The 23,318-nt window shown below is 43.3% G+C and carries 22 protein-coding genes; 12 read left to right on the top strand and 10 right to left on the bottom strand.

What is annotated here, in order from left to right:
- Window positions 1–145 precede the first annotated feature (145 nt).
- Window positions 146–2,140, bottom strand: coding sequence for an iron uptake porin (locus PY364_RS15125; protein ID WP_275523727.1), 1,995 nt, complete (start codon window positions 2,138–2,140; stop codon window positions 146–148).
- A 656-nt stretch (window positions 2,141–2,796) separates the two neighbouring features.
- Between PY364_RS15125 and PY364_RS15130 the strand changes: the two genes are divergently transcribed.
- Complete coding sequence (locus PY364_RS15130; RefSeq protein WP_275523729.1) at window positions 2,797–4,416, top strand: glycosyltransferase family 39 protein; 1,620 nt, start codon at window positions 2,797–2,799, stop codon at window positions 4,414–4,416.
- A 7-nt stretch (window positions 4,417–4,423) separates the two neighbouring features.
- On the top strand, window positions 4,424–5,365 hold the full coding sequence (locus PY364_RS15135) for a hypothetical protein (RefSeq protein ID WP_275523731.1): 942 nt from the start codon (window positions 4,424–4,426) through the stop codon (window positions 5,363–5,365).
- Between the two features lie 210 nt (window positions 5,366–5,575).
- Here PY364_RS15135 and PY364_RS15140 read toward each other — a convergent pair whose 3' ends face one another.
- Both PY364_RS15140 and PY364_RS15145 read right to left on the bottom strand, forming a co-directional pair.
- On the bottom strand, window positions 5,576–7,018 hold the full coding sequence (locus tag PY364_RS15140) for an O-antigen ligase family protein (RefSeq protein WP_275523732.1): 1,443 nt from the start codon (window positions 7,016–7,018) through the stop codon (window positions 5,576–5,578).
- A 140-nt stretch (window positions 7,019–7,158) separates the two neighbouring features.
- A complete protein-coding gene (locus tag PY364_RS15145; protein ID WP_275523735.1) occupies window positions 7,159–8,004 on the bottom strand; it encodes a hypothetical protein in 846 nt (281 codons plus the stop codon).
- Between the two features lie 64 nt (window positions 8,005–8,068).
- Between PY364_RS15145 and PY364_RS15150 the strand changes: the two genes are divergently transcribed.
- A complete protein-coding gene (locus PY364_RS15150) occupies window positions 8,069–9,223 on the top strand; it encodes an FAD-dependent oxidoreductase (RefSeq protein ID WP_275523737.1) in 1,155 nt (384 codons plus the stop codon).
- Between the two features lie 241 nt (window positions 9,224–9,464).
- Window positions 9,465–9,815 (top strand): low temperature-induced protein, encoded by a 351-nt coding sequence (locus tag PY364_RS15155; RefSeq protein ID WP_275523739.1) that lies wholly within the window; start codon window positions 9,465–9,467, stop codon window positions 9,813–9,815.
- 328 nt (window positions 9,816–10,143) lie between these two features.
- On the opposite strand, the gene PY364_RS15160 is transcribed toward PY364_RS15155, so the two are convergent.
- Together PY364_RS15160 and PY364_RS15165 are read right to left on the bottom strand one after the other, a co-directional pair.
- On the bottom strand, window positions 10,144–10,794 hold the full coding sequence (locus tag PY364_RS15160; protein WP_275523741.1) for a DUF3386 domain-containing protein: 651 nt from the start codon (window positions 10,792–10,794) through the stop codon (window positions 10,144–10,146).
- A gap of 32 nt (window positions 10,795–10,826) precedes the next feature.
- On the bottom strand, window positions 10,827–11,006 hold the full coding sequence (locus tag PY364_RS15165; RefSeq protein WP_275523743.1) for a hypothetical protein: 180 nt from the start codon (window positions 11,004–11,006) through the stop codon (window positions 10,827–10,829).
- 252 nt (window positions 11,007–11,258) lie between these two features.
- Between PY364_RS15165 and dnaK the strand changes: the two genes are divergently transcribed.
- Window positions 11,259–13,187 (top strand): molecular chaperone DnaK, encoded by a 1,929-nt coding sequence (dnaK, locus tag PY364_RS15170; protein ID WP_275523745.1) that lies wholly within the window; start codon window positions 11,259–11,261, stop codon window positions 13,185–13,187.
- A 195-nt stretch (window positions 13,188–13,382) separates the two neighbouring features.
- Complete coding sequence (locus tag PY364_RS15175; RefSeq protein WP_275523747.1) at window positions 13,383–13,889, top strand: DUF4112 domain-containing protein; 507 nt, start codon at window positions 13,383–13,385, stop codon at window positions 13,887–13,889.
- A 78-nt stretch (window positions 13,890–13,967) separates the two neighbouring features.
- Here PY364_RS15175 and PY364_RS15180 read toward each other — a convergent pair whose 3' ends face one another.
- Entirely contained in the window at window positions 13,968–14,342 is a 375-nt protein-coding gene (locus PY364_RS15180) for a type II toxin-antitoxin system PemK/MazF family toxin (RefSeq protein ID WP_275523749.1), read from the bottom strand.
- Complete coding sequence (locus PY364_RS15185) at window positions 14,339–14,602, bottom strand: hypothetical protein (RefSeq protein WP_275523751.1); 264 nt, start codon at window positions 14,600–14,602, stop codon at window positions 14,339–14,341. Before PY364_RS15185 ends, PY364_RS15180 begins: the two co-directional genes overlap by 4 nt.
- Before the next feature lie 297 nt (window positions 14,603–14,899).
- Here PY364_RS15185 and PY364_RS15190 point away from each other — a divergent pair, with 297 nt between their 5' ends.
- The 5 genes from PY364_RS15190 (at window position 14,900) to PY364_RS15210 (ending at window position 21,362) form a co-directional block, all read left to right on the top strand.
- Window positions 14,900–17,827 carry an ATP-binding protein gene (locus PY364_RS15190; RefSeq protein WP_275523752.1) on the top strand — a complete coding sequence of 976 codons (2,928 nt, stop codon included), beginning with the start codon at window positions 14,900–14,902 and terminating at the stop codon, window positions 17,825–17,827.
- A 5-nt stretch (window positions 17,828–17,832) separates the two neighbouring features.
- A complete protein-coding gene (locus PY364_RS15195) occupies window positions 17,833–18,204 on the top strand; it encodes a response regulator (protein ID WP_275523753.1) in 372 nt (123 codons plus the stop codon).
- Window positions 18,205–18,345: 141 nt separating this feature from the next.
- Entirely contained in the window at window positions 18,346–19,707 is a 1,362-nt protein-coding gene (locus PY364_RS15200; protein WP_275523755.1) for an ATP-binding protein, read from the top strand.
- A 75-nt stretch (window positions 19,708–19,782) separates the two neighbouring features.
- Window positions 19,783–20,814 carry a hypothetical protein gene (locus tag PY364_RS15205; protein ID WP_275523757.1) on the top strand — a complete coding sequence of 344 codons (1,032 nt, stop codon included), beginning with the start codon at window positions 19,783–19,785 and terminating at the stop codon, window positions 20,812–20,814.
- A gap of 38 nt (window positions 20,815–20,852) precedes the next feature.
- Entirely contained in the window at window positions 20,853–21,362 is a 510-nt protein-coding gene (locus PY364_RS15210) for a cobalamin biosynthesis protein (RefSeq protein ID WP_275523758.1), read from the top strand.
- 37 nt (window positions 21,363–21,399) lie between these two features.
- Here PY364_RS15210 and PY364_RS15215 read toward each other — a convergent pair whose 3' ends face one another.
- Window positions 21,400–21,771, bottom strand: coding sequence for a phage holin family protein (locus tag PY364_RS15215; RefSeq protein ID WP_275523760.1), 372 nt, complete (start codon window positions 21,769–21,771; stop codon window positions 21,400–21,402).
- Window positions 21,772–21,878: 107 nt separating this feature from the next.
- Here PY364_RS15215 and PY364_RS15220 point away from each other — a divergent pair, with 107 nt between their 5' ends.
- Entirely contained in the window at window positions 21,879–22,376 is a 498-nt protein-coding gene (locus PY364_RS15220; protein ID WP_275523761.1) for a pentapeptide repeat-containing protein, read from the top strand.
- Window positions 22,377–22,391: 15 nt separating this feature from the next.
- Here PY364_RS15220 and PY364_RS15225 read toward each other — a convergent pair whose 3' ends face one another.
- Both PY364_RS15225 and PY364_RS15230 read right to left on the bottom strand, forming a co-directional pair.
- Entirely contained in the window at window positions 22,392–22,844 is a 453-nt protein-coding gene (locus PY364_RS15225; protein ID WP_275523762.1) for an aspartyl protease family protein, read from the bottom strand.
- Window positions 22,844–23,203: a hypothetical protein gene (locus tag PY364_RS15230; RefSeq protein WP_275523764.1), complete on the bottom strand. Its 360-nt coding sequence runs from the start codon at window positions 23,201–23,203 to the stop codon at window positions 22,844–22,846. The genes PY364_RS15225 and PY364_RS15230 overlap by 1 nt, the downstream gene beginning before the upstream one ends.
- Window positions 23,204–23,318: the final 115 nt, after the last annotated feature.

A 23,318-nucleotide genomic window follows, 5' to 3' on the forward strand; every position in this document is an offset into this window, starting at 1 on the left:
GAGACTAGGCGATTGCTTCGCTTGGCTCGCAATGACAGATAGTAAGTAATTTGCCGGACATGATATAACTGTGAATCCCGAAAGCTCAATAAAAAAGCGGCAGTTTCCCGCCGCTTTTTTAGGTGCAGTTAGATGCTGCTGATACCTAGAAAGTAAACGTAGTCCGCAGGAGACCTACGAAAATCGTGTCATTATTTTCATTGTGATCCGAATTGGTAATCACAAAAACACCGGGAGTAATCGAGATAAAATCGTTGACTTGGAAACGATAGAAACCTTCGATGTGCAAAGAAGTTTCATCGTCTTCTCGGCCATCGCTATCGGTAACTTTTGGCGGTACACCCACCACAAAACCTAATAAGTTGCCTCGGCGACCTAAATCTGGGAATGCGAGGGTAATAGCTGCGTTCATGATTGTGGCTTCACCATCGCCGCCCCGGTGTTGGTTAGCGCGGGTGTAGCCGAACCAACCGCCCAGATTAAAGCGGGTGCTAGGCTTCCAGTTAAACTGAGCTGCAAAGTTGTCTGAGGAAGTAGGATCTTGACCAAAGGGCCTGTTAGCTAAGGTACTACCCGTACCACCCATGACGTTGACATCGCCAGCTCTGGAGTATTTATGGGCGTAAGCTAGACCCAGATCGAAGTTTGACCCTAGGGAGAAGACTAGCTGAGCAATAGCGCTGTAGGAACCAGTGGCAATGCCTCTACCTTCTTGAGGATTAGGAGCATCGCCGTCAGAGGCTAAGTAGCCAAACTCAGCTCGCAAACCTTTGCTGAAAGCATATCTCAGACCAGCTCCAGCACCGTCAGGGCCCCTAAACACGGCAGGGTTGCGTTGTGCGAATCGGGAGAGAGCACCGTTACCGCTATCGTTGAAAGGAGTGACCGCGCTGGCAACATCATCAAGGGCAAGTCCTTTCGGGCCGAGGTAGACTGTAGCGCGACCTGCGGGAAAACGGTACACTAATTTGTCGAGTGTAAAGTTGTTAGTCCCCCCCCCGTCAAAGGCTAAGCGGGCCATGTTGGTATTGGCAGCGCCATTTTGCTGGTATTGGGCAACGTTTAGAGCTTGCAAGCGGGTTGTCAACAAGTCTTGACCAGTAAAGCTGGTGTTGAAGTTGAGCCGCACCCGATACCCAAAGTTGGTGTTGGTGTTGTCGTCGTTTTGATATGCAGCATCACCGTAGGTATCGCTGATGGCAAAAATAGCTTCTCCTCTCAGCTTGGTAGTGGTGGAGAACTGATTGGCTTCGAGTTCAGTTGTCCGTGCTTCTAGCGCGTCCACCCGTCCTCGTAAGGTAGCGAGTTCCGAGGCAAATTCTTCTTGCAGACGTTGCAGTACGGCTAAGTCTTCTTTGGTGACAAAGTTGGCGGTAGCTCCACCGATCAGTCTAGTAATCTGGTCTAAGCAAGCGTTTAATCCAGCGGCAAATTCATAGCGAGTTAATGCTCGGTTGCCTCTAAATGTGCCGTCGGGATAACCTGCGATACAACCGTATCGCTCAACTAGGGATTGCAAGGCTTGGAATGCCCAGTCTGTAGGCTGTACGTCAGACAACTGGGAGACGGATGTGACCTGGGCCATGCCGTTTGATGACCCAGAGGCTTGAGCGCTGGGCTGCGCTGAGGGCGCTGCCGGTAGGATGGGGCCGCCCATTGTGGAAGTTGGCGCAGCGGCGGGGACTTGAGCTATTGGTTCAGGGAAGGCTGCGGGTGCTATAGTTGCCGGAGCTACCTGAATTGGCTGATTTAACTGGAGGTCAGATGCTTGGGGTGCGGTGCTGATTTCCAGGGAGGTAGGGGTACTTAGTGGCGTGGTGGTAGCCACGTCTGGAATTGATTTGATGTCGCTCCCAAGAGTCTGCGCGTTAGTGCTTGACTCTTTTTGTCCTTGGGTTTGAGGCTCTAGGGGGGTAACTGCGGCTATTTCCTCTGCCGGGGAAGCGCTGGTGTTTAGGGTCAGCGTTTCTGGGGTGGCGATTGATTCGGCAACCGTTGACTCAGAAGCCTGAGCTGTTGCTACCTGGCTGCTTTCAGGCTTTGTGGGCGCTTCTTGCGCGAGCGCTGCGGCACAGATGATTGAAGACATCCCCAACATTGCTGGAGATGCTAGTAATAAATTCCAAAAAGTTTTATTCATTATTCCTCACGCCCTCACACTCAACATCTAATTTAGAAGCAAGTTCCAACTGTTAGGTTGTCTTGTTTCTTGCTTGAATTGATAATATTCTTTTACTACCTGGAAGGTAACTGTGTCAAGCTTTTTAACCTGAGCTTAAAGCTGACAGCAACCTAGGGAATATTCTCTCCTTTTTTCGGGGAGAAAGGGAGAAAATTTAATTTCCACCAATTGACAGGGTTTTGACAGGGTTTTTCTTGAGTAGCTAGCCGCGTTTTGCTTGCCTCCTTTGCGTTGCGTGACTGATACTCCCTGGTGCGATCGCCTATTTTTTAGACTTCCGCACATATACCCTGACTCATAACTGCGTATTCTAACATGATTTTTTTTTAAGTCAACGATCTGAATCCAGGCTAGGGTTGCTTTGCTGTCTGCACCTGCTAGGATTCTGCAAGATTTGAGGTCGATGCTCGATCTAAAAAGTAGGCTTAAGGCATGGGGGCGATCGCGCTAGGGGTCAAGGTGAGCTAAGAAGAAGGAAGAAGGAAGTCGGATCGGCGGGAATTAGTTTGGCTTTCGAGGCCAATCTGCGGTTTTTTTGACAACTTAGAACCTCTTACGCTTTAACTTGCAGCCAATGTTATTTGTGCTATGCTGTTAAAAAGTGATGTTTCCTAATGATTATGAAGAGCCAATTGCAGTTTTTCATTATTGTTTTATTAGTAATAGGTATATGTTTTCGTTTCAGCAATCTTGGCAATAAATTTTATTGGTATGATGAAGTTTTTACTTCTCTACGAGTGTCTGGCTATACTGAAGCAGAAGTGTTGAGTCAAGTAGCTGACGGTCGCATAATTGCGGCCAAAGATTTAATGCAATATCAGCAACCTAATTCAGCAAAACACCTTACAGATACGATTAGGGGTCTCGCAGTTGAAGAACCTCAACTCCCCCCACTATATTTTATAATTACCCGATTTTGGGTGGAAATATTTGGTAGCTCTCCCACCAGTACAAGAAGTTTATCAGCTTCGATCAGTTTGCTAGCCTTTCCTTGCCTCTATTGGCTGTGCCAAGAATTATTTTCCACTCCAAAAATAGGATGGTTGGCAGTTGGATTCGTTGCTGTTTCTCCCTTCCATTTGCTATACGCTCAAGAAGCACGTCCCTATAGTTTGTGGGCAGTAATAATTTTGTTAACCAGTGCTTCACTCCTACGAGCTTTACGACTTCAAACTAAGCTGAGTTGGAGTATGTATGCGACAAGTTTAGCTCTAGGACTGTATACTCATTTATTTACTGGTCTAGTAGCAATTGGTAACGGTATTTATGTATTTATTGATGCTAATTTTCACCTAACGAAGAGAGTAATTGCTTGGGCAATAGCATCTGTTGCAGCTCTAATTACTTTCCTCCCTTGGTTGGTCACTTTAATTACCAATAAATCGGCAGCATCAGTGGCAACTAATTGGTCAGAATTAGGGACGGAAAGGCTGTCATTGATAAATAATTGGGCTGGAAATATTGGTCGTATTTTTATTGATTTTGGTTTTACATCTAAATCTCCTTTAATATATTTAATTCCTTTAACAGTAGAGAAAATTATTTTATTGATCCTCATAGGATATGCGCTTTATTTCCTAGGCTGCCAGACTCCAAAACGAGTTTGGCTATTTGTAGCGATATTGATCGGCTCTTGCGCTCTGCCAGTAATGCTAGTAGATCTAATAGATCTAAGTATAATATCAACTAAGAGCCGATATTTGTTTCCGACTTACATGGGGATTGAAATCGCTGTTGCTTATCTTTTAGTAACTAAAATTACCGTCCCATCTACAAAAGGCTGGAAACCGCAATTATGGAGAGTAATTACTATTCTACTGTTAGGGAGCGGCTTGCTTTCCTCTGCACTGAGCCTGCAAGCTGATAATTGGTGGAATAAGGAATCAGGAAGACAAAATCCCCAAATTGCTCGCATAGTTAATGAAACCCAAAAACCGCTTGTGCTTAGCGATACATCTAATATTTCCCTGGGTCAAATACTATCGATGAGTCATCTATTCGCACCCAAAGTAAGTATGCAATTGTTTCAGCCAGATTCCCCAATACCAAGTAAAATTAAATTAGCACAGGAACAAACGAGTGTTAAAATCGTCACCGATTTTAGCGATGTGTTTATATATGGAAACCCTGACAAACTGCGCTCTAGACTTGAGCAAGAAGGTAAGTATAAGATCGAGGCTGTTGACTTGGGGGAAACCCAGAAAATATTGTTTTGGAAATTAGTAAAATCGTGAGGTATGTATGGAAGACTTTGGTATTATTATCGCCTGTTGCGACCAAGATTATCTTTTTGCTAAAGGTTGCTGTGCCAGCATCCGGTATTTCTTGGGAGATGTTCCGATTTGTTTGCTGATTGATGGCTCGTTTTCAGTTGCACCCCTAGAAAAATCCTATGGAGTGCGTGTTATCAATCATGATAATGTATCGAGCGAACTTTTGAGAAAGAGAAGTTTTGGCTGGGGAAAAACTAAAATGATTGCGTTTTGGGAAAGTCCTTGGTCGAATTTTTTGGTATTGGATGCGGATACAATAGTATGGGGAGATATTCTTCAGTTTGCCGATTTTAATAATTTTGAATTTGTGATTGACCAGACTGAGGCTAATTACTCAGATGCGGATATTTCTAAGTTTTTCTTTGATATTCCGGGGATTGAGAAGAACTTCCCAGATTTTCGCTGGCAAGATTACCGATCTCGTTATTTCTGTACTGGTACTTTCTTTGCGAAGCGAGGGATTTTTAGCTTGGATGAGTATGTAGAAATTTTGGATTTCATTTCTCAATATCCAAATATATTTAAGTATGGAGAGATGGGGTTTTTGAACTTTATGATTTCCCGTGCGTCTCAAGAAGGTAGAGCGCGGGTGCAGAATATAGATATGCAATTGTTAGTGCCGGATTTTGACCAGAATTTGCTAAGAAAACGCTTTCCAATTGAGGCGGCGGGGCCCGGAGGGGATTTGGCCGCCACTGTGATTCACTGGTGTGGCCCGAAGCCTACTCTTTCTACTTCTGAAGTTTACTCGGAACCAATGAATTTCTGTCGGCGTAAGTGTCAGGAGGATGCTTGGGGAAGGACTGGTTTGGAGGCGGAAATGGCTTTGAAGTCTGAGGATTTGCAGCGAACTTTTTATGTTTATAAGAATAAGTTCAAGAAAAAGTTTCGCCAGTTGGTAGGTAAGTAGTAGGATGGGTGCTGTGAGTTAGTTATAGAGAATGCTTTCGAGTTCTTGAGAGAGATAGGGGAAACGCGATCGCGTTTTTAGTTTTTAGAGAGAAGGGAAAAACGCGATCGCTTTATTGATGGGATTGTCAAAAGGCATACAATGGGAATATCCAATGTCAATAAAGGCTTTTCTCCCCTAAATATGTCGTTACTAAGACTACCCTATTATCTATTTTGCTAATTTGCCTGATATAGAGTTACCGCGATTAACTTGGCCGCAAATAGCCGCTAATAGCAACCAACCTATAGCATTTACTCGTAAATCAAACAATGTTACATCTACAGTATTAAAGAGTGTACAAGCTGCAAAAGCGGTAAGATAACTAAAGAAAATTATTCTATCTTGCTCTGCTAATATTGGAAAGTGTGACTGCATATCTCCACTCAAATAACTTTCATTCTTTGCTAAGGGAGATTTGACTAATAACAAGATTCCTTGAGCAAAAATCCAACCTACTAAACCACATAAAAAAATTGTTGAGGGAATGCCAGTTTCAGCAGTTAACATCAGAAATAAATTGTGAGGATGACCTAGCCATCTGTGCATTTGTGCTTCATAAAGAGGTGTAAAATTTCTCAGACCCCAACCAGTCCAAGGACGTTGCTGAGTCATATTCAAAGCAAATTCCCACTGAGTTTTTCGCAGTGTAGCTACAGGACGATTTTGATACATTTGGTCTGTGAGTCTTCCCCAAATAAAATAGGGAACAATCTCTCGCAGCCATTTTCTTACTGGTTCCGGCCCAAATGCTGACCACAAAATCCCCCCAGTTGTACTAACAACAAGTGCTACTAAAGTTCGCCAACCTAGGTAAAGTGCAAAAGCCAGACTTGCTAAAATAGCTAGTCCCCAAGCATTGCGGGAATTAGTTAAGATTAAAGCCAAAGCATTTCCAATTACTGCGATACTTAGAAATGGTAATTGGTAATTGGTAATTGGTGATTGGTAATTGGTGATTGTTGATTGGTAATTAGTTACTGGGTTTGATTCTGAATTTAGGAATGATAAATCAGTCTTCTCTTTTCCCTCTTCCTTCTTCCTTCTTCCTTCTTCCTTCTTCCTTCTTCCTTCTTCAAAGCATAATCCTAGCCCAAGGATAAAAACAATTGTTAGATAGCAAGCTAGGATATTAGCGTACATAAATACAGAAGACATCCTTCCGGGCGGATTACCTTTTAGTTCCAAAACCCAGCCTGAAATTCCTTGTAATTGAATGGGAGTAGTCCAATTTAAAAATAGCTGTCCCAAGCCTAAAATTACTACTGGGATTGATGTAATTACTATAATCCAAGACAAACGCCTTAATTGAGATGGAGTTTGAATTAACGTACTAAATCCTGCAAAGAATATAAAGAAGGGAAAAAAATTTCCTAATCCTAAAAAAGCCTCTAAACGGTTGTGGGCAAAACTAGCAGTAATAATTAGCCAAATACTAAGAATAGCGAGTCCTTGATTGATGGGACTGCGGATAATTTGGCGAAACTTTTGTTTCCAAGTGACTATTAACCCTAAGAAAATGCCCAAAGCTCCTAGAATAGGAATTAAGGGGAAAATTAGCAGCCCTAACTGTGCATAATTCCAAGCATTCTGCCAGCGGCGTTCCGCAGTCATAATTTCAATTTCACTCGCATTGAATTTATAAATTTGTTAACTGTTAACCGTTAACTGTTAACCGTTAACTTCCTAGTTAAATTAAAAATTAAAAACTGCGATTCCTCAATTTTTAATTTTTAATTTTTAACTTTTAATTGTCATGCTGTTTCCCAGGCATATTCTGAACGGGTGAGGCGAATTTGAGCTAAGGCAAAGATAGTAGGAATAATGCGACCATAGTTAGTAGAAATAGAGCGCCATCCTAAATCTGCGAAAAACCAAGTCCACATTACAGGCCCCAACAATGCAAAGACACTTCTAGCGGCTCCATAACGGGCGGCACTTGCGGTCATGCCTTGGCGAGCTGCCTGAATTGCCATATAATTCTGAAACTGGGTTGCTGCGGCTGCTCCACCTGCGATCGCGGCTTCTTTTGCCATTTGATAAGTGGCAAAGTGCAGCGCAAACTGACGAGCCATGTGTTGTAAAATCACCTGTTTGAGTATAGAGTTCACTGCTAAAGCACTGCCGCCTTTGACAAGTAAAGCCAAGGGGTCTTTCTGTACTGAAATTGGCAGCGGTTCAGAGAGTTTGGACTCTTTTAGCGATCGCTGTACCCGCATTGTCAAAACTTCCTGTTCTGATTGTGGTAGGCGTTTCCAGGCCCTTCCCATCAAAAACAGAAACACTTCTTCCTCTAACTCTGTTGTCGAAAGCTTTTTGGAGTAAGGAATTTTGATATAGCGGCAAACTTGAATCAGAGCTTGCCGATAAGTGACTTGGTGGGTGCGACCCCGCAATACTGTTAACCCATCCGCTGCTAGGTAGCGAAATCGCTGTTCTATGGCATCTAACCAAGCTTCGCGATCGCGACTCTGTACGTCTATCGGTGCAGGAGTATGCACATAATCTAAAGGGTTAAACCTGCGGCTGAACAGAAGTTCTGTTAGCTGCTGCAATTCCTCCTCTGTTGCCAATTCCAGTGCTGCTCTCAGTTCGTCCAAGATTTACGCCCTCCATTACCCACAGATTATTGCTGTCCCTTATTCTACTTTGGTAGTTCATCTTATGCCGCCTCTAAAAATGGACGCTCGATTAGCTGTATTTGATATTGCCGTGATTGGGGCAGGTATGGCGGGGCTGATTTGCGCTCAACAGTTGCGTCAAGCTGGCTATTCTGTCGCCGTAATTGAGAAATCTCGCGGCGCGGGAGGACGAGTCGCTACTCGCCGTTTACACGGCACTAGAGCGGATCATGGCGCTCGTTATCTGGAACGCCAAGGGGAAATGGTACAGCAGCTTATTGAGATTATGCGCGATCGCGACCTCCTCCAGTTTTGGACTGACACCGTTTATGAATTTGGGACAACAGAGAGTGGAGAGGCGGTAGCTAAATATTCCCCATCCTCCCCATCTCCCCCATCCTCCCCATCCCAAAATCGTTACGCGCCTCCAGCAGGAATGAACTCCATCGGCAAATTTTTGGCCAATAATCTCGAAATTTGGTATAGCCGCCGCGCCATAGCTATCACTCCCACAAAGAGCAAAACTTGGCATCTTACCCTCGAAGCCGTAGGCGAAAATGAACATCCCCAAGAATTAACGGCTAAGGCTGTTGTTGTTGCAATTCCAGCACCCCAAGCTTTGATGCTGCTGGCGGAAACAAAAGATTTACCCTCAGAGTTTATTGACAGATTGCACTCTATCGATTACGACCCCTGCATAACAGTCATGGCAGGTTATCCAACTGAACGACAGCAAGATTTAGCTATGCTAAATCCAACCTGGAAAGCTATTAGTTTTCCCGCCGATTCACATTTAGCTTGGATTGGCTTAGATAGCAGCAAGCGCCAACACTCCCAACAGCCCGTATTTGTTGTTCAAAGTAGCCCTACTTTTGCAGAAAATTATTTAGAATCTCCTGATTTAGAGCTTGTTGGTAAACATTTACTAGAGCGTGCAGCAGAATATCTAATACCTTGGCTTTCCACTCCAGAATGGTTGCAAGTTCATCGCTGGCGCTATGCTTTTTGTCAACATCCTTTATCTATATCTTGTCTACCTGCGATGACTCTACTTCCGCTAGTTTGTGCTGGCGATTGGTGCGGGGGAAATCAAATAGAAGGAGCTTTGCATTCTGGATTAGCTGCCGCTAGTTGGGTTAATAGTATGCTCGCTAATAATCAATTGCCTGATTTTAACTCTATTCTGCGATCGATCTAAGTAGATATAAACCTCTTAATAGCTACCTATTGCGGGGGAAACACTAAATATTCCCTTGGGAGGATTTCTCTTCTGGGCTTTATTGGTTACAAATAGATCAGCTCAAAGTTGTGGGCTACAAGTAGATTGTATCTTTCGATCTGACCAAGATTGAGATAAAAATTGTTCGGGATTTAGTTAAATCTAAACCTGTTAACGATCTACCAATGTAAACCTCTAATAAAATATGGAGAATCTTTGTATGTCATCTATCACATTCAACTTCCCTGTCCAACGTCTAGTTCGTACCTTGGCAGTCTTTTGTATTTGCGCCATGCTCTTTGTATTTAATGGTTTCCCTGCTTTTGCCGCTAGCAGCAACCCCACCCAAGGTGAAGATAAACTTTTAGGAATCGAAAAGGAAGCACAAAAGGCAGTTCTGAAGCAACCTATGGGCTTAGAAGAAACTCAAGAAAAAGCCAGTCAGGGGCCTAATGAAATTCAAGGCGATGCTGATATGGACAAGATGAAAAATGCTTCAAATACTAACGCTACCTCTTTTGAGGAACAAGTGAAGAATGTTGTCGAAAATATTACTGGTAAAAAAGACTAAGGAGTGAATCATTCTCAATATTGTCTACCCCACCAGGTTAATTTCCTGTAGAATGTTTGCCGCCGCTAATGGCAGGCTCAAAGACGGCAATTATTGACAGTGTTTAAGCAAATTTAGCAATAATGTTGGCGATCGTTTCAAAGGATGATTGCCAGCTTTTTGTTATACCAATTCTCCAGATTATTAATACCAATCTACATTATTGAGTTAACTTCATACAATCAACCACCTGCCTTTACTGCTGCATAACTTTGGAGAATTGGTATTAAAACCCCTGGCGGGTTCAAGGAAAATGAATCAGCCCAGGGGTTTGCGGGTCAAAACCAGACTAAACAAGGGCTGGTTCTAATAATTTGACGTTAGAGTAGTTAAACTCAGTTGTTGTCGCTTGGCCATTTTCTTTAGCGTGAATCACCTGTTTCGTCATCACGTAGTAGTCGCCAATTTTCTCAAAGGTGTCGTGAAACTCAAGTTCTTTGAGGATATCTCCTGTCTGAGGGTTGCGGAAGATGGCATCGTAGCGGCTAGCTAGAGAGCCTTCTGGTGTTTCTAAGCTTTCGTGAGTATCAATCACAAAGGCCATGCGACCCATAACTCGGCTAACTTGGGAAATCAAAAGACCTCGGATTTTATAGTTAGACCCCATCGAGTCACCTTTAACCAAAATTTCCACAGCTCCATCGCTATCGGCTTCGCCTAAAGTAAAGCTATTGTTGCCGTGAGATTTCTCAAAAGATCCCCGTTTGCGGTGGGTTACGATGTCCCGGAGTTGGGTGTAAACGCTTTGCTGCACTTCTTCGTCATCGATACCGCTGACTTCTACGGTCATGTCTGGTTTGATCGAGATATGACCGGTGTAGATTTCATCATTTTGCTTGAGTTCGACATCAGCACTATAACCGGGAAATTTTGAGTCCCAAGTGTATCGATGTTCGTAGGCAGCGCGAAATAAGTCGCGAGCGTTTGCTTGCTCAGTCATAAAACTCTCTTTGTCTCAATATTTCTTCTAGTTTAGAAAGCTTTGGCGATTTTTGTGGGATACCGCCGAGACGGCGGCGCTACAAATAGTCCTCTTCCCTCTTCCGTCTTCCCTTTTCCTTCTTCAGCTACGACGGCAAATACAACCAGACAGATACGGTTTGCCTCCATGCTCAAAGCGATCGCTCGCCTTACATTAGTAAGAGTAAACATTCAACAGTCTAAGAGCTGTGGCGAAAGCAGCCAGTAAGTAGTCTAACCGTCCCTGTCTAGGTTCGGTAAACACACCTTCATCAAAGCTCGAAACGCCCACAGTATATAGATATGTCACCTATCTAAGACTGTATTTAAGCTGGACTAACTGCCAACACGCCCCACAGGGTGAAAGTTGCAGTCCCAAACCACCCGTAAATCGGGTAGATAGATAGCCAAAATTTTTGTAGTGATTGGAGCCGGAACACCCCTATGGGAAAAGTAGTTGGAATTGACTTAGGTACGACTAACTCCTGCGTCGCAGTTATGGAAGGCGGTAAACCCACCGTCATTGCCAACGCCGAGGGGGGTCGCACAACACCTTCTGTAGTTGCCTATGCCAAAAATGGCGATCAGCTAGTGGGACAAATCGCCAAGCGTCAAGCGGTGATGAACCCTGAAAACACTTTTTACTCTGTCAAGCGGTTTATTGGTCGTCGGGTTGACGAAGTAACCCACGAAACCACTGAGGTTTCCTACAAAGTCCTCAACGTCGGTAATAGCCTGAAGCTAGACATTCCCGCACGCGGTAAGCAACTTTCCCCAGAAGAAATTTCTGCTCAAGTGCTTCGCAAACTCGTAGAAGATGCTAGCAAATACCTGGGCGAAACTGTCACCCAAGCTGTAATTACTGTCCCTGCTTACTTCAATGACTCTCAGCGTCAAGCTACCAAAGATGCTGGCCGCATTGCTGGGATTGAAGTGCTGCGGATTATCAACGAACCGACAGCGGCCGCTCTAGCTTACGGTTTAGATAAAAAGAGCAATGAAACTATCCTTGTATTTGACTTAGGCGGCGGTACGTTTGACGTATCAGTGCTGGAAGTTGGCGACGGCGTATTTGAAGTATTGGCAACTTCTGGGGATACTCACTTAGGTGGTGATGACTTCGATAAGAAAATTGTTGATTATATCGCCGCAGAATTTCAAAAAGCAGAAGGTATTGACCTCCGCAAGGATAAACAAGCTTTGCAACGGTTAACTGAAGCGGCAGAGAAAGCGAAAATTGAGCTTTCTAGCGTTACTCAAGCTGAAATTAACCTGCCATTTATTACCGCGACTCAAGATGGCCCAAAACATTTGGACATGACCTTGACGCGGGGCAAATTTGAAGAACTTTGTGCAGATTTAATTGATCGCAGTCGCGTCCCAGTTGAAAATGCTCTCCGCGACGCTAAGTTAGATAAGGCTGCGATCGATGAAGTTGTTCTAGTTGGTGGTTCTACTCGTATCCCCGCAGTTCAAGAACTGGTGCGCCGGATTCTGGGTAAGGAACCTAACCAAACTGTTAACCCTGATGAAGTGGTGGCTGTTGGTGCTGCTATTCAAGCAGGTGTGCTTTCCGGTGAAGTCAAAGATATCTTGTTGCTTGACGTTACTCCGCTGTCTCTGGGTGTGGAAACTTTGGGCGGTGTGATGACGAAGATTATTCCCCGTAATACCACTATTCCTACTAAGAAGTCGGAAACTTTCTCGACTGCTGTAGATGGCCAAACTAACGTAGAAATTCACGTTCTGCAAGGCGAACGGGAAATGTCTAATGACAACAAGAGTTTGGGAACTTTCCGCTTAGATGGCATTCCTCCTGCACCTCGTGGCGTACCTCAAATTGAGGTGACATTTGATATCGATGCTAACGGTATTTTGAATGTGGCTGCTAAGGATAAGGGTACTGGTAAGGAACAGTCGATTAGCATTACTGGTGCTTCTACTTTACCAGGTAATGAAGTTGAGCGGATGGTGAAGGAAGCGGAGGCGAATGCTACTGCTGATAAGGAACGTCGCGAACGGATCGATCGCAAGAATCAAGCTGACTCTTTAGCTTATCAAATCGAGAAGCAGTTAGCTGAACTTGGTGAGAAAGTTCCTGCTGCTGAGAAGACGAAGATTGAAGGTTTGATTAAGGATTTGCGAGATGCGATCGCCAAGGAAGATGACGATCAGATCAAGACGCTGACAACCGAATTGCAACAAGCTTTCTACGCTGTTAGCAGTAGTCTGTATCAGCAAGCTGGTGGTGATGGTGGCCCTGGCGGCCCTGGTGGCCCTGGTGGCCCTGGAGCTCCTGGTGGTGGCGCAACTGGTGGCGGATCGGCCCCTGATGATGTGATTGACGCTGACTTTACTGAAGCGAAGCCGTAATCGAAAGGCGATAGGAAATCCACTCCTATCGCCTGTGCGATCGCTTCTTTCCCCCTGAAAATTCAGGGGGTTAATTTTTTTATTGTTAATGGTTAGTTGTTAACTGTTAAGTAGAAGGACATAATTAGTAATTGGTACAGACTGATAATCGTAAAATCTGTTATAAAATCACAACTCAAAACTCTCTTAATTAATATGCCTCCGATGAAACCTTCTCCCGTTACTCCCACTAACAAATCCCACGTTGCTAATTTGCGGCGGATTCGGCAAATTAGCCATTTACTTGATAATGCAATTGGTATCCCTGGCACATCTTATCGCATTGGAATCGATCCGATCTTAGGACTTGTACCCGGAGGCGGCGATTTTGTAGCAATGGTTTTCTCAGCTTATATGATAATAATAGCTGCTCAAATGGGAGTGTCACAGGAAAAATTGGTGCAAATGGTTTCTAATATTATTATAGATACTTTTGCGGGTTCTGTTCCAGTAGTAGGAGACTTGTTTGATGTGGCTTGGAAATCTAATATGAAAAACTTAGAATTACTAGAGGATCATTTAGGTTCCCCTCAGACTGGGACAACTGTTAACTGGTGGTTTGTCGGTGGAATATTAGGGGGATTATTATTAATAATGTTATTGATAATTTCCTTGAGTGTGGCGATAATTGGCTGGCTGATAGGTGCTTTATTTGGTGGATAATTTAGGTGATAGGAAGGTTTAAATGGAAGGGCGATCGCATTATAAAAAACAATCCCATTTCACCATAAACCTCAATAATCAAGGCCCGATTATCCTGTGAAGACCGTTCAAAATTGGTTCGCATTGTTCAGGTGTTAAACGCCCCCAATACTCGGAAATTCGCATTATATCTAAAATCTGAACTTGATCCAACAACGCAATAGAAGATTTCCGCAATCCCGCTATTCCAGCCGGCAATCGCGGATACAAATCAGGGGAAACATTCGCCCATCTTTGCCCTCTATCTGTTGTTATCGGCACCACTATTACCACCTCAAAACGAGGTACTCCCAAAGTAGTTGGCAATCCGACTACAATAGCAGGTCGATAGCCTTCCTGTTCGCGGCCTCTAGGGTTTTGTTCGGGGAATTGCGCGGTTACAATATCCCCAAAATATAATGAAGTAATTGTCATTCGTCAAGTATTACTAATCCGACTCCTTCAATATATTTTACAGGCTTACCAGACCCTAATTCTCCCGCTTCCCATTCGTAGGGTTCATGTTCTCCCAAGCGCCCCAAGTCGCTGTTAATCCAATCATAATCCGCTTCAATTTCTTTCCAATTGAGGATTCTCAAGATTTTTTCAAGGCGTTCAAATTCAGCAATGGGAATTTGGACGGCAATAGGTTGCTGATTTTCGTCAACCACATAACTCTTAGTAATATTCAGCATTTTGCTAACTCTGTGGAAACATAACTGATTGTAACTCAATACTGTTGGTAACGCCGCCATCTTGGCGGTAAAGTCACCGCCCAGAGGGCGGCGTTACTGCACTCATGGTGCGTAAGTCCAAAATAATGTAATCTTGAACACTGACTGAAATGGATTTTCATGTTTAAATAATTTAAAAAGCCGACCAGGCAAAAATCTGTAAAACTAGCAAAAATACTTAAGGGAAAAAAGTTGACTTCTATAAATCGGAACATCGGGGTGGCTACTGCAAAAACCAAAAAATAATAGGTAAAATTGATGGCGACAGGCATCCAAAACCAGCCAGAAAATGGCTACTATTCAGAACAAATCCAGTCTTCCCCAAGAGAAAATTTTAATAGGCGGTTAATGCGTCTGCCCCGAAGCCTAAGTTATCTCGAAACCTGGGGATTCGGTATGACAGGTCATATAGGATGGTTCAGTACAGCACCGGCAATGCTGGCAGCCCTGGGGTCATCATACATCTGGGTGTGGATGCCTTGCGCGATCGTCGGCATGATGCTGAATCTACAGGTAAAACGCCTTGGCGAACATTGGTCAGACATAGTAGGAGGAACGCCCAACTACACCACCAAGCTGCTGAAAAGATATCCACTTTTGGGACGCTATGCGGCGATCGCGTACTTCTTTACCTGGATGGCCGCACCGCCAGTTAATGGCATGGTTATCGCCCAACTAATTAAAGCCAACCTGGAAGCAGTAGGGATTTACTGTCCAGAGACACCGCTGAAAATTGGCTTCACAGCTATCGGGTTTATTGTCGCTTTGAGTGGCACCCGCGCCTTGGGAATCCTACATTTATGTTTTATTGTCCCAGCCATTGGTTTCCTCTTGGCCTTTGGCGTGCAAGGTTTGGGCTGGTTAGCCTTCTCTGCCAATAGCCCCGGCTTTTTTCCCTCTAGTTTGCCATCCCTATCCTTTGTAGACTGGGCAAAATGGTACTTCTTCGCTACCTACGCCGTCTATGCCTGCGAAACCACTTCCTCCTTTGTGGCTGAAAGTAAGCGCCCCGCTAAAACGTTGGAGTTTCTCAAATTCGCTGCTTTTCTAATTCCGGCGATATATGTCGGTAACTCCTGGGTGTTAGTGCGTCTGGCTGATTCGACAGCTAGTAGCGGCGATGCCTTTTTGAATCTGGTAGAAGCTTCCACGCCCTTCTGGGGTTCGTCAGCCTCGGTTTTTGTTACTTTCCTCCTCGTTTCAGGGGGACTTCTCAGTTGCGCCACAGCAGTTGCTAATTGCCCCCGTATCCTATATCAACTCGCTCAAGACGGACACATTTCCCCTGTCTTTGGGGTTGTATCCCCGCGAGGGGTTTTCAGTCCTGGTCTATTATTTGGTTTGGTATTAAGTCTAATCTGTTTAATTTGGGGAGATATCGCCCGAATTGTCGTGGTAACGGGTACTGGCTATCTGATTTCGATTATGGCAGTCCATCTTGGGCTGTGGGTGCGTCGGGGCAGATCGGAAGTGCGGTGGCCTTGGTTGTCGGGAGGTTTTTTGCTGGTGGAAGTGTCGGTTTTGCTGGTTGGAGGTTGGGCTTGGGGTTGGCAAGATGTGCTGATTGGGGCGCTGTTTCCGCTGCTGATTTTGGCGGTGGATGCCGCGATGCGTCGCATTCCCTTTGCACCATTTCATGCCGCGTGGTGGATTAAACTCTACGGACAAAGACCTAAAAATCCGATTAAAGATTTTGTGGCACTACAGGTGTTAGTGCTAATTTTGCTGGTTTGTAGTGCGGTTGCTATCGGTTGGGTTTTTGGCCTGAAATTAAATGCGGTAGCCAGCGTTAATTCTAATTTATTGTTAGTGCTGATTCAGGGTGTGGCATTTGTTGGGGTGGCGATCGCCTGCTACACAAGTTTACCTCAAGTCGTAGCAATGGATGAAGCACGGGAGGCGGCGGAACAACTATTTGTCGTTGCTATAGACGCTATTTTAGTAGTGGATGAAAATGGTATAATTCGGCAAACTAATCCAGCCGCCGAGGGTTTATTTCAAGCAGATGCTACTGGGCTAATTGGATCTTACCTGAACAAATTACTGCTGGAATTAGCAGATCGACCAGAGCATTGGCTTAGTCGTAGCGAACAAACTCTCAAACTACCTGATAGAGACTCGCGCATCCTGGAAGTTACTATCTCCGATCGCTTCTCTCAAAATGCTTCACAAACGAATCGAGATCTGCAAGAATATGTGGTGATTCTGCGTGATATTAGCGATCGCAAGGAAGCCGAGGAAGCATTACAAAAAGCTAATGAGGAACTAGAAATCAAAGTCTCCGAGCGGACATCTGCACTCACTCATACTGTAGAACAATTGGAGAATGAAATTGAAGAGCGCCAGCGGATTGAAGAAAATCTCAGAGCTATGCAAAATCAGATTATTGTCCAAGAAAAATTAGCTTCTCTGGGCAGTTTAACCGCCGGAATTGCCCACGAAATCAGAAACCCCTTAAACTTTGTCAATAATTTCTCAGAAGTTTCTGCGGAATTAACCGAAGAATTGTTTGAAGAATTGGGAAATCAAGCAGAACGATTAGAACCAGAAACCAATGAATATATTGCCGAGCTATTAACCGACATCAAAGAAAATCTTAAAAAGATTAATCAACATGGTCAAAGAGCCGACAAAATAGTTGGTAATATGCTGCTGCATTCGAGGGGACAAAGCGGCCATTGGGAACCCACAGATATCAATAGTTTGTTGACTGAATATATCAATTTAGCTTATCACGGGATGCGAGCTAAGGAAACTGCTTTTAAGATTACCATAGAAACCGATTATGACAATAATATTGGCAAATTAGATGTCGTACCACAAGACATAGCTAGGGTTTTTCTTAACATTATTAGCAATGCTTGCTATGCAGTCCATAAAAAGAAACAAGAAATAGGGGAAGGATTTTCACCTATACTTGATGTGAAAACTCGAAATCTGGACGGCATGATTGAAATTCGCATTCGCGATAATGGCCCAGGTATAACGCCAGAGGTACTTGATAAAATTTTCAATCCTTTTTTTACGACAAAGCCAGCGGGGGAAGGTACTGGTCTAGGTCTTTCTATTAGTCAAGATGTTGTCGTTCAGCAACATCGCGGCGAACTAAAAATCGAAACAGAAATAGGAAATTACACAGAGTTTATCATCACATTGCCAAAAAAGATACCTGAAATTAAGGAGTAAAAAAAATGAAAGTAATGGTTGTAGACGACGAGGAAGATGTTCAGTCTTTGTTCAAGCAAAGATTTAGAAAAGAACTCAAAGCAGGGCAAATTCAATTTCATTTTGCCCTGTCAGCAGAGGCGGCATTAGACTATTTAGAAAACCATAAAGAAGCGTCGATAGTCTTGATTTTGTCGGATATTAATATGCCGGGAATGAATGGGCTAGAATTGCTCAGAATTATCAAAGAAAAGTTTTCTGATCTAAAAGTTTTTATGATTACCGCTTATGGAGATGAGAACAATCACAAAACTGCAATGGCTTATGGGGCTGATGACTATATTACTAAGCCTGTGAATTTTGAACTTCTCAAAAATAAAATAATGAGTTTGGAGTGATTACAATGGGATATGATTGGGAATTGCTAATTGCTAATTGCTAATTGCTAATTGCTAATTGCTAATTGCTAATTGCTAACTGCTAACTGTCAACTGTCAACTGTCAACTGTCAACTGTCAACTGTCAACTGAGAGTGTAATATGCCAGCTAAAATATTATTTGTGGATGACGAGCCAGATTTAGAATCTTTGATTTCCCAAAGATTTAGAAAAAAAATTCGTGCGGAGGAATACCAGGTTTTTTTTGCATCTAATGGCATAGAAGCACTTTCAAAGTTACAAGAACAACCGGATATAGACATTGTGCTGACTGATATTAATATGCCAGTTATGGATGGTATAACTTTGCTAGGAAAACTTAATGAGATAGCTTCTCTAGTCAAAACAGTAGTGATATCGGCTTATGGTGACTTGGGAAATATTAGAAAGGCGATGAATGGCGGCGCTTTTGATTTTTTGACTAAGCCGATAAATTTTCAGGATTTAGAAATTACCATTAACAAAACATTGTCCTACGTACAACAGCTAAAGGAAAATGAGCGCATTCGCCAAGAAAGAGAGGAGAAATTGCGGCAATCGGAGGCGCGGGAGCGAGAAAAAGCTATTCAATTAGAAATGGCACTGCAAAATTTACAAAATACTCAAGCTCAGCTTATTCAGACTGAGAAAATGTCTAGCTTAGGACAATTAGTTGCCGGTGTTGCCCACGAAATTAATAATCCTGTTAACTTTATCTATGGCAATCTAACTTATGTCAATGAGTATACTAATAAACTATTAAATTTAATCAATATTTATGAGCAGTATAACGATCGTAGTCACCTTGAAATTAAAGCTTTAATTGAGGAAATAGATCTAGAATTTATCAGAGAGGATCTCCCTAAAATGCTGTCTTCGATGACAGTAGGGGCTGAACGTATCCGTAAGATTGTACTGACGTTGCGGAACTTTTCCCGTCTTGATGAAGCTGAGATGAAACCTGTTGATATTCACGAGGGAATTGACAGCACTCTAATGATTTTACAGAGTCGGCTCAAGCCTAAGCCGGATTGTCCTCCTATTCAAATTATTCAAGAATACGGAGATTTGCCAAAGGTAGAATGTTATACATCTCAATTAAATCAGGTATTTATGAACTTGCTGAGCAATGCTATTGATGCCTTGAATTACTACGATCGAGAACGTAGCCAGGAGCAAATTAAAAACGAGCCTAGTACGATTACGATTTGTACTTCTCTGGTGAATCGTGATTGGGTAAGAATATGTATTAAAGATAATGGGCCTGGGATGACTAGCGATGTAAGAAAGCGGTTGTTTAGTCCTTTTTTCACAACTAAACCTGTGGGTGAAGGTACGGGTTTGGGATTATCTATTAGCTATCAGATTGTAGTGGATAAGCACGGCGGAGATTTGAAGTGTTTCTCGCAGCCAGATCGGGGTGCAGAATTTGTGATTGAGATTCCCGTTAGACAAAGCGATCGGGTACAGATGAAGGCGAGTTAAGGAGAATTAAATAAAAAATCAGGGTAAAGCCTGGTAGAATTTATAATCTCGATCGCATTCCCCAATTTCTCTGTAATGTCTGAAGTCCCCCAAACACCGAACGACCTAGCCGAAGCCCTCGAAGGCCTCACCGATCTCAACTTCCAACTGCCAGATCCCGAAGACTCAGAGCTTCCAGAGTTTGATTTTCAAGAGCAGCTTGACAATGCTTGGAAAGTGTGCGATCGCTTCGATCTGCAAACAGATATCTGGCGGGGGCACATTCTCCGGGTTGTGCGCGATCGCGAGAAAAAAGGCGGCGAAGGACGCGGTACTGGCTTTTTAAACTGGCTAAAAGAACGTGAAATCAGTAAAAGTCAAGCTTATTCCCTGATCGAATTAGCCAATAGTGCCGATACTCTGATCGAACAGGGACATTTAAGCACAGATGCGATTAGAAACTTCAGCAAACGGGCATTTGTCGAAACAGCCAAAGCATCGCCAGAAGTGCAGCAGATGGTCACGGATGCGGCCTCAAATGGCGATCGCATTACTCGCCGCGAAGTACGACAATTGACTGATGAATGGACAGCAATGAACTCAGAATTGCTACCCGATGAAGTTAAAGAAAAAGCCTCGACGGGTTCTCTTCCGCCGCGTTTTCTCGCTCCCTTAGTTCGGGAAATGGAAAAATTGCCGCCATCTCATCAAAGTGAAATTCAAAAAGAGGCAGCGGAAAATCCTGATGTGGATACTGTTAAACAGTTAACTTCTGATGCTCGAAGTTTATCTAAATATTTGGATGCAGCGGCTCAAGTTCAAGCTTTAAATCAGTCGCATTTAGATATGGAAATGGCTTTAGAGGAAGCTTTGCGAATAGGATGTTTAAATACGGCGGCTGATGTTGTAAAACAAGCGGCTCAATTGGAGCAAACTGTGGCTAAACTTTATACAGTTTGGAAACGTTTAAGCGGTTTGGCAGATCGGTTATACGTTGATACTGGTGCAAGTACCCCTAATTTGCGATTACTTTTAAGTTGCTTGGATAGCATTTCTGGGGAAGTGATCGAAGTAGGTTTGGGAGATGGAGAGCGGACAATTCGTTTGCAAATCTTATCTGATTCTTAATCGTAAATATTGGTTGTTAGTTGTTATACCAATTTTACATGAAATGGTATCCTAGAGTTTTATGGGTAGGAATAGGTTGTCAAGGCGGAACTTCCAGAGAAGTGATAGAATCTGCTATCACGCAAGTATGCCGCAATTATGATTTGGCAGAAGGTGCGATCGCAGGTATTGCTACTATTGATACTAAGGGTAATGAAGTCGGATTGATCGAACTTTGCCAAGGGCGAAACTGGCCATTAAAAACCTTCTCTGCTGAGATTTTAAACTTAATTCAAGTGCCAAATCCTTCGACAATTGTTTCCGAATCAATTGGTGTTTCCAGTGTAGCAGAAGCAGCGGCTATTTGTGCTACAATTAACCTAGAATTATCAACCGCAGAGGAATACAGATACAAGCAGATATGTAATCATCATCTACATTTATCTGCGTTCCTCTGCGGTTCAAAAAATCCCCTTATAGTTCCTAAACAAATCTTCCGTTCCGATTGTAAACAGGGGTCTAGGGGGGGTGCGGTGACAGTTGCGATCGCCTCAGCAGAAACAGAATAAAGCGATCGCACTGACTAACTGTTTGAATCCGTAAGGTTTATTCGATCCCAGTCCTATCCACATTAACAAAATTGCCGATCAATCCAGAAACAAAAGATAGGACGATCGCACCGAAAAATGCAGGCCAGAAACCGCTAACCTTAAAGCCAATATCGAACACTCCCGCCAACCATCCCGCCAGGGAAAGCGAGATCGCATTCACTACCAACAAAAACAAACCCAGAGTAATAATTGTCAGAGGTAGTGTCAAAAGTGTGATAATCGGTCTCACAATCGCATTGACGAAACCGACCAGAACCGCAGCCACTAAAGCAGCAGGAAAACTACTAATCGCAATACCTGGTACGATATTGGCAGTAATTACCAGTGAAACGGCTGCAACTAGCCAAGTTAAAGCAAAATTTAGCATAGCTTTTTAGAAGTTCATCATTACTATTGATGATTTTACCCGTTTTTGCCGTTGATCTGAGTTCGGCATACACTACTCAAATATCTACTTGCAAGGAAAACAGACTTATGATACTTCGGAAACTAGCTGTATTCGCGATCGCACTCTTTCTTCTAATTTGGTCGCTACCAGCCCAAGCTCAATCTAAATATTACGCTCCTCCCTTATCTTATAGCAATGCTGAACTCACGCGCCGCGACTTTTCGGGTCAAATGCTGCGAGCCGCTGAATTTTCTAATGCTAACATGGAGTTAAGTAATTTTAGTAATGCCGATTTACGGGGGGCAATTATGAGTGCTTCTGTGATGGTGAAAGCTAATTTACACGGTGCAGATTTAGCTTACGCAATGGCAGATCAGGTAAATTTTACTAATGCTGATTTAAGCGATACTGTTTTCTTGGAAGCAATTTTACTGAGATCGACTTTTGATGATGTAAATATTGCTGGTGCGGACTTTACAGATGCAATTCTTGATGGTTTTCAAGTTAAAGAATTGTGTAAAAAAGCCGTTGGTGTTAATTCTAAAACTGGTGTTGCTACTCGCGATTCTTTAGGATGTAAATAAGGTGGGAGCGTTTTTTTACAGTGGGCCAAAGTAGAAAGTATCTGTATTTGGATCTGCTGCAAATCGGATTCTTTCTAAAAATCCAGTTAAACCTAAGAAAGAAGGAAAATCACCCCAATATTCCTCTAAATCAGGAATGAAAGCAGTAGCATCTACAGATAAACTCTCACCCTCTTTTCCAAGTAAGTTAATAGTTACGCGAATAAAACCCCCTTCTAAACGCATACCTCTAACTAGCATTGTTGTCCTTTCAAAAGTATCAGCAGGAGTGAAACCAGCACGTCGGGCAAGTCGTGGCGACCAGATTACGTAAGGTGCACCCGTATCGACCACAGCCTCAGTAAGCCTCCCTTCAATTTCTACTGATAAAACGATCCGATTTGTAGTTTCGCTTTCAGTCGCGGGACGATACTCGTAAGGACTAGCACCAGTGGCAAAATTATCCCCGTTTGGAAAAAACAGTGTCATTAATAAATCGCTGTTACAAATATACGTTTTTCCTTTATATCACCTACCTGCTCCACTAATTCGTCAACATTTTTTCCAATCGCCAATAATTGACCATTCTTAAGCGCTACCCAGTTTCCTCGATATTGCATTCGGTTCTGCTTGATCCAGTCTTGATTGAGCCAGATATTAGGATCGCGAGGCTCTTTAATGACTCTAACTACTGATGGTGCTAAAATACGAGCGATCTTCTTAATTTCAGCATGATCGGGGTAATGCTCAAGTGCTTTAAATGATAGCTGCTGTGCTCCTGCAAAATCGCCGCTATTCAAAATAGTTCGCATGGCCTCGATGTATTCTTCTGGAGAATTATAACTCATAGACAAACCTCTATTTTATTACTATTTTACATTGCTATTAGAATTGTTGGTATTAAGATTTTAGGACTTACGCAAAACTGTTTGTAACGCCGCCCTCTGGGCGGTAAAGATACCG

It is taken from the genome of Kamptonema sp. UHCC 0994 (assembly GCF_029167235.1).
In the GTDB taxonomy this organism is placed as follows: Bacteria; Cyanobacteriota; Cyanobacteriia; order Cyanobacteriales; family Microcoleaceae; genus Kamptonema.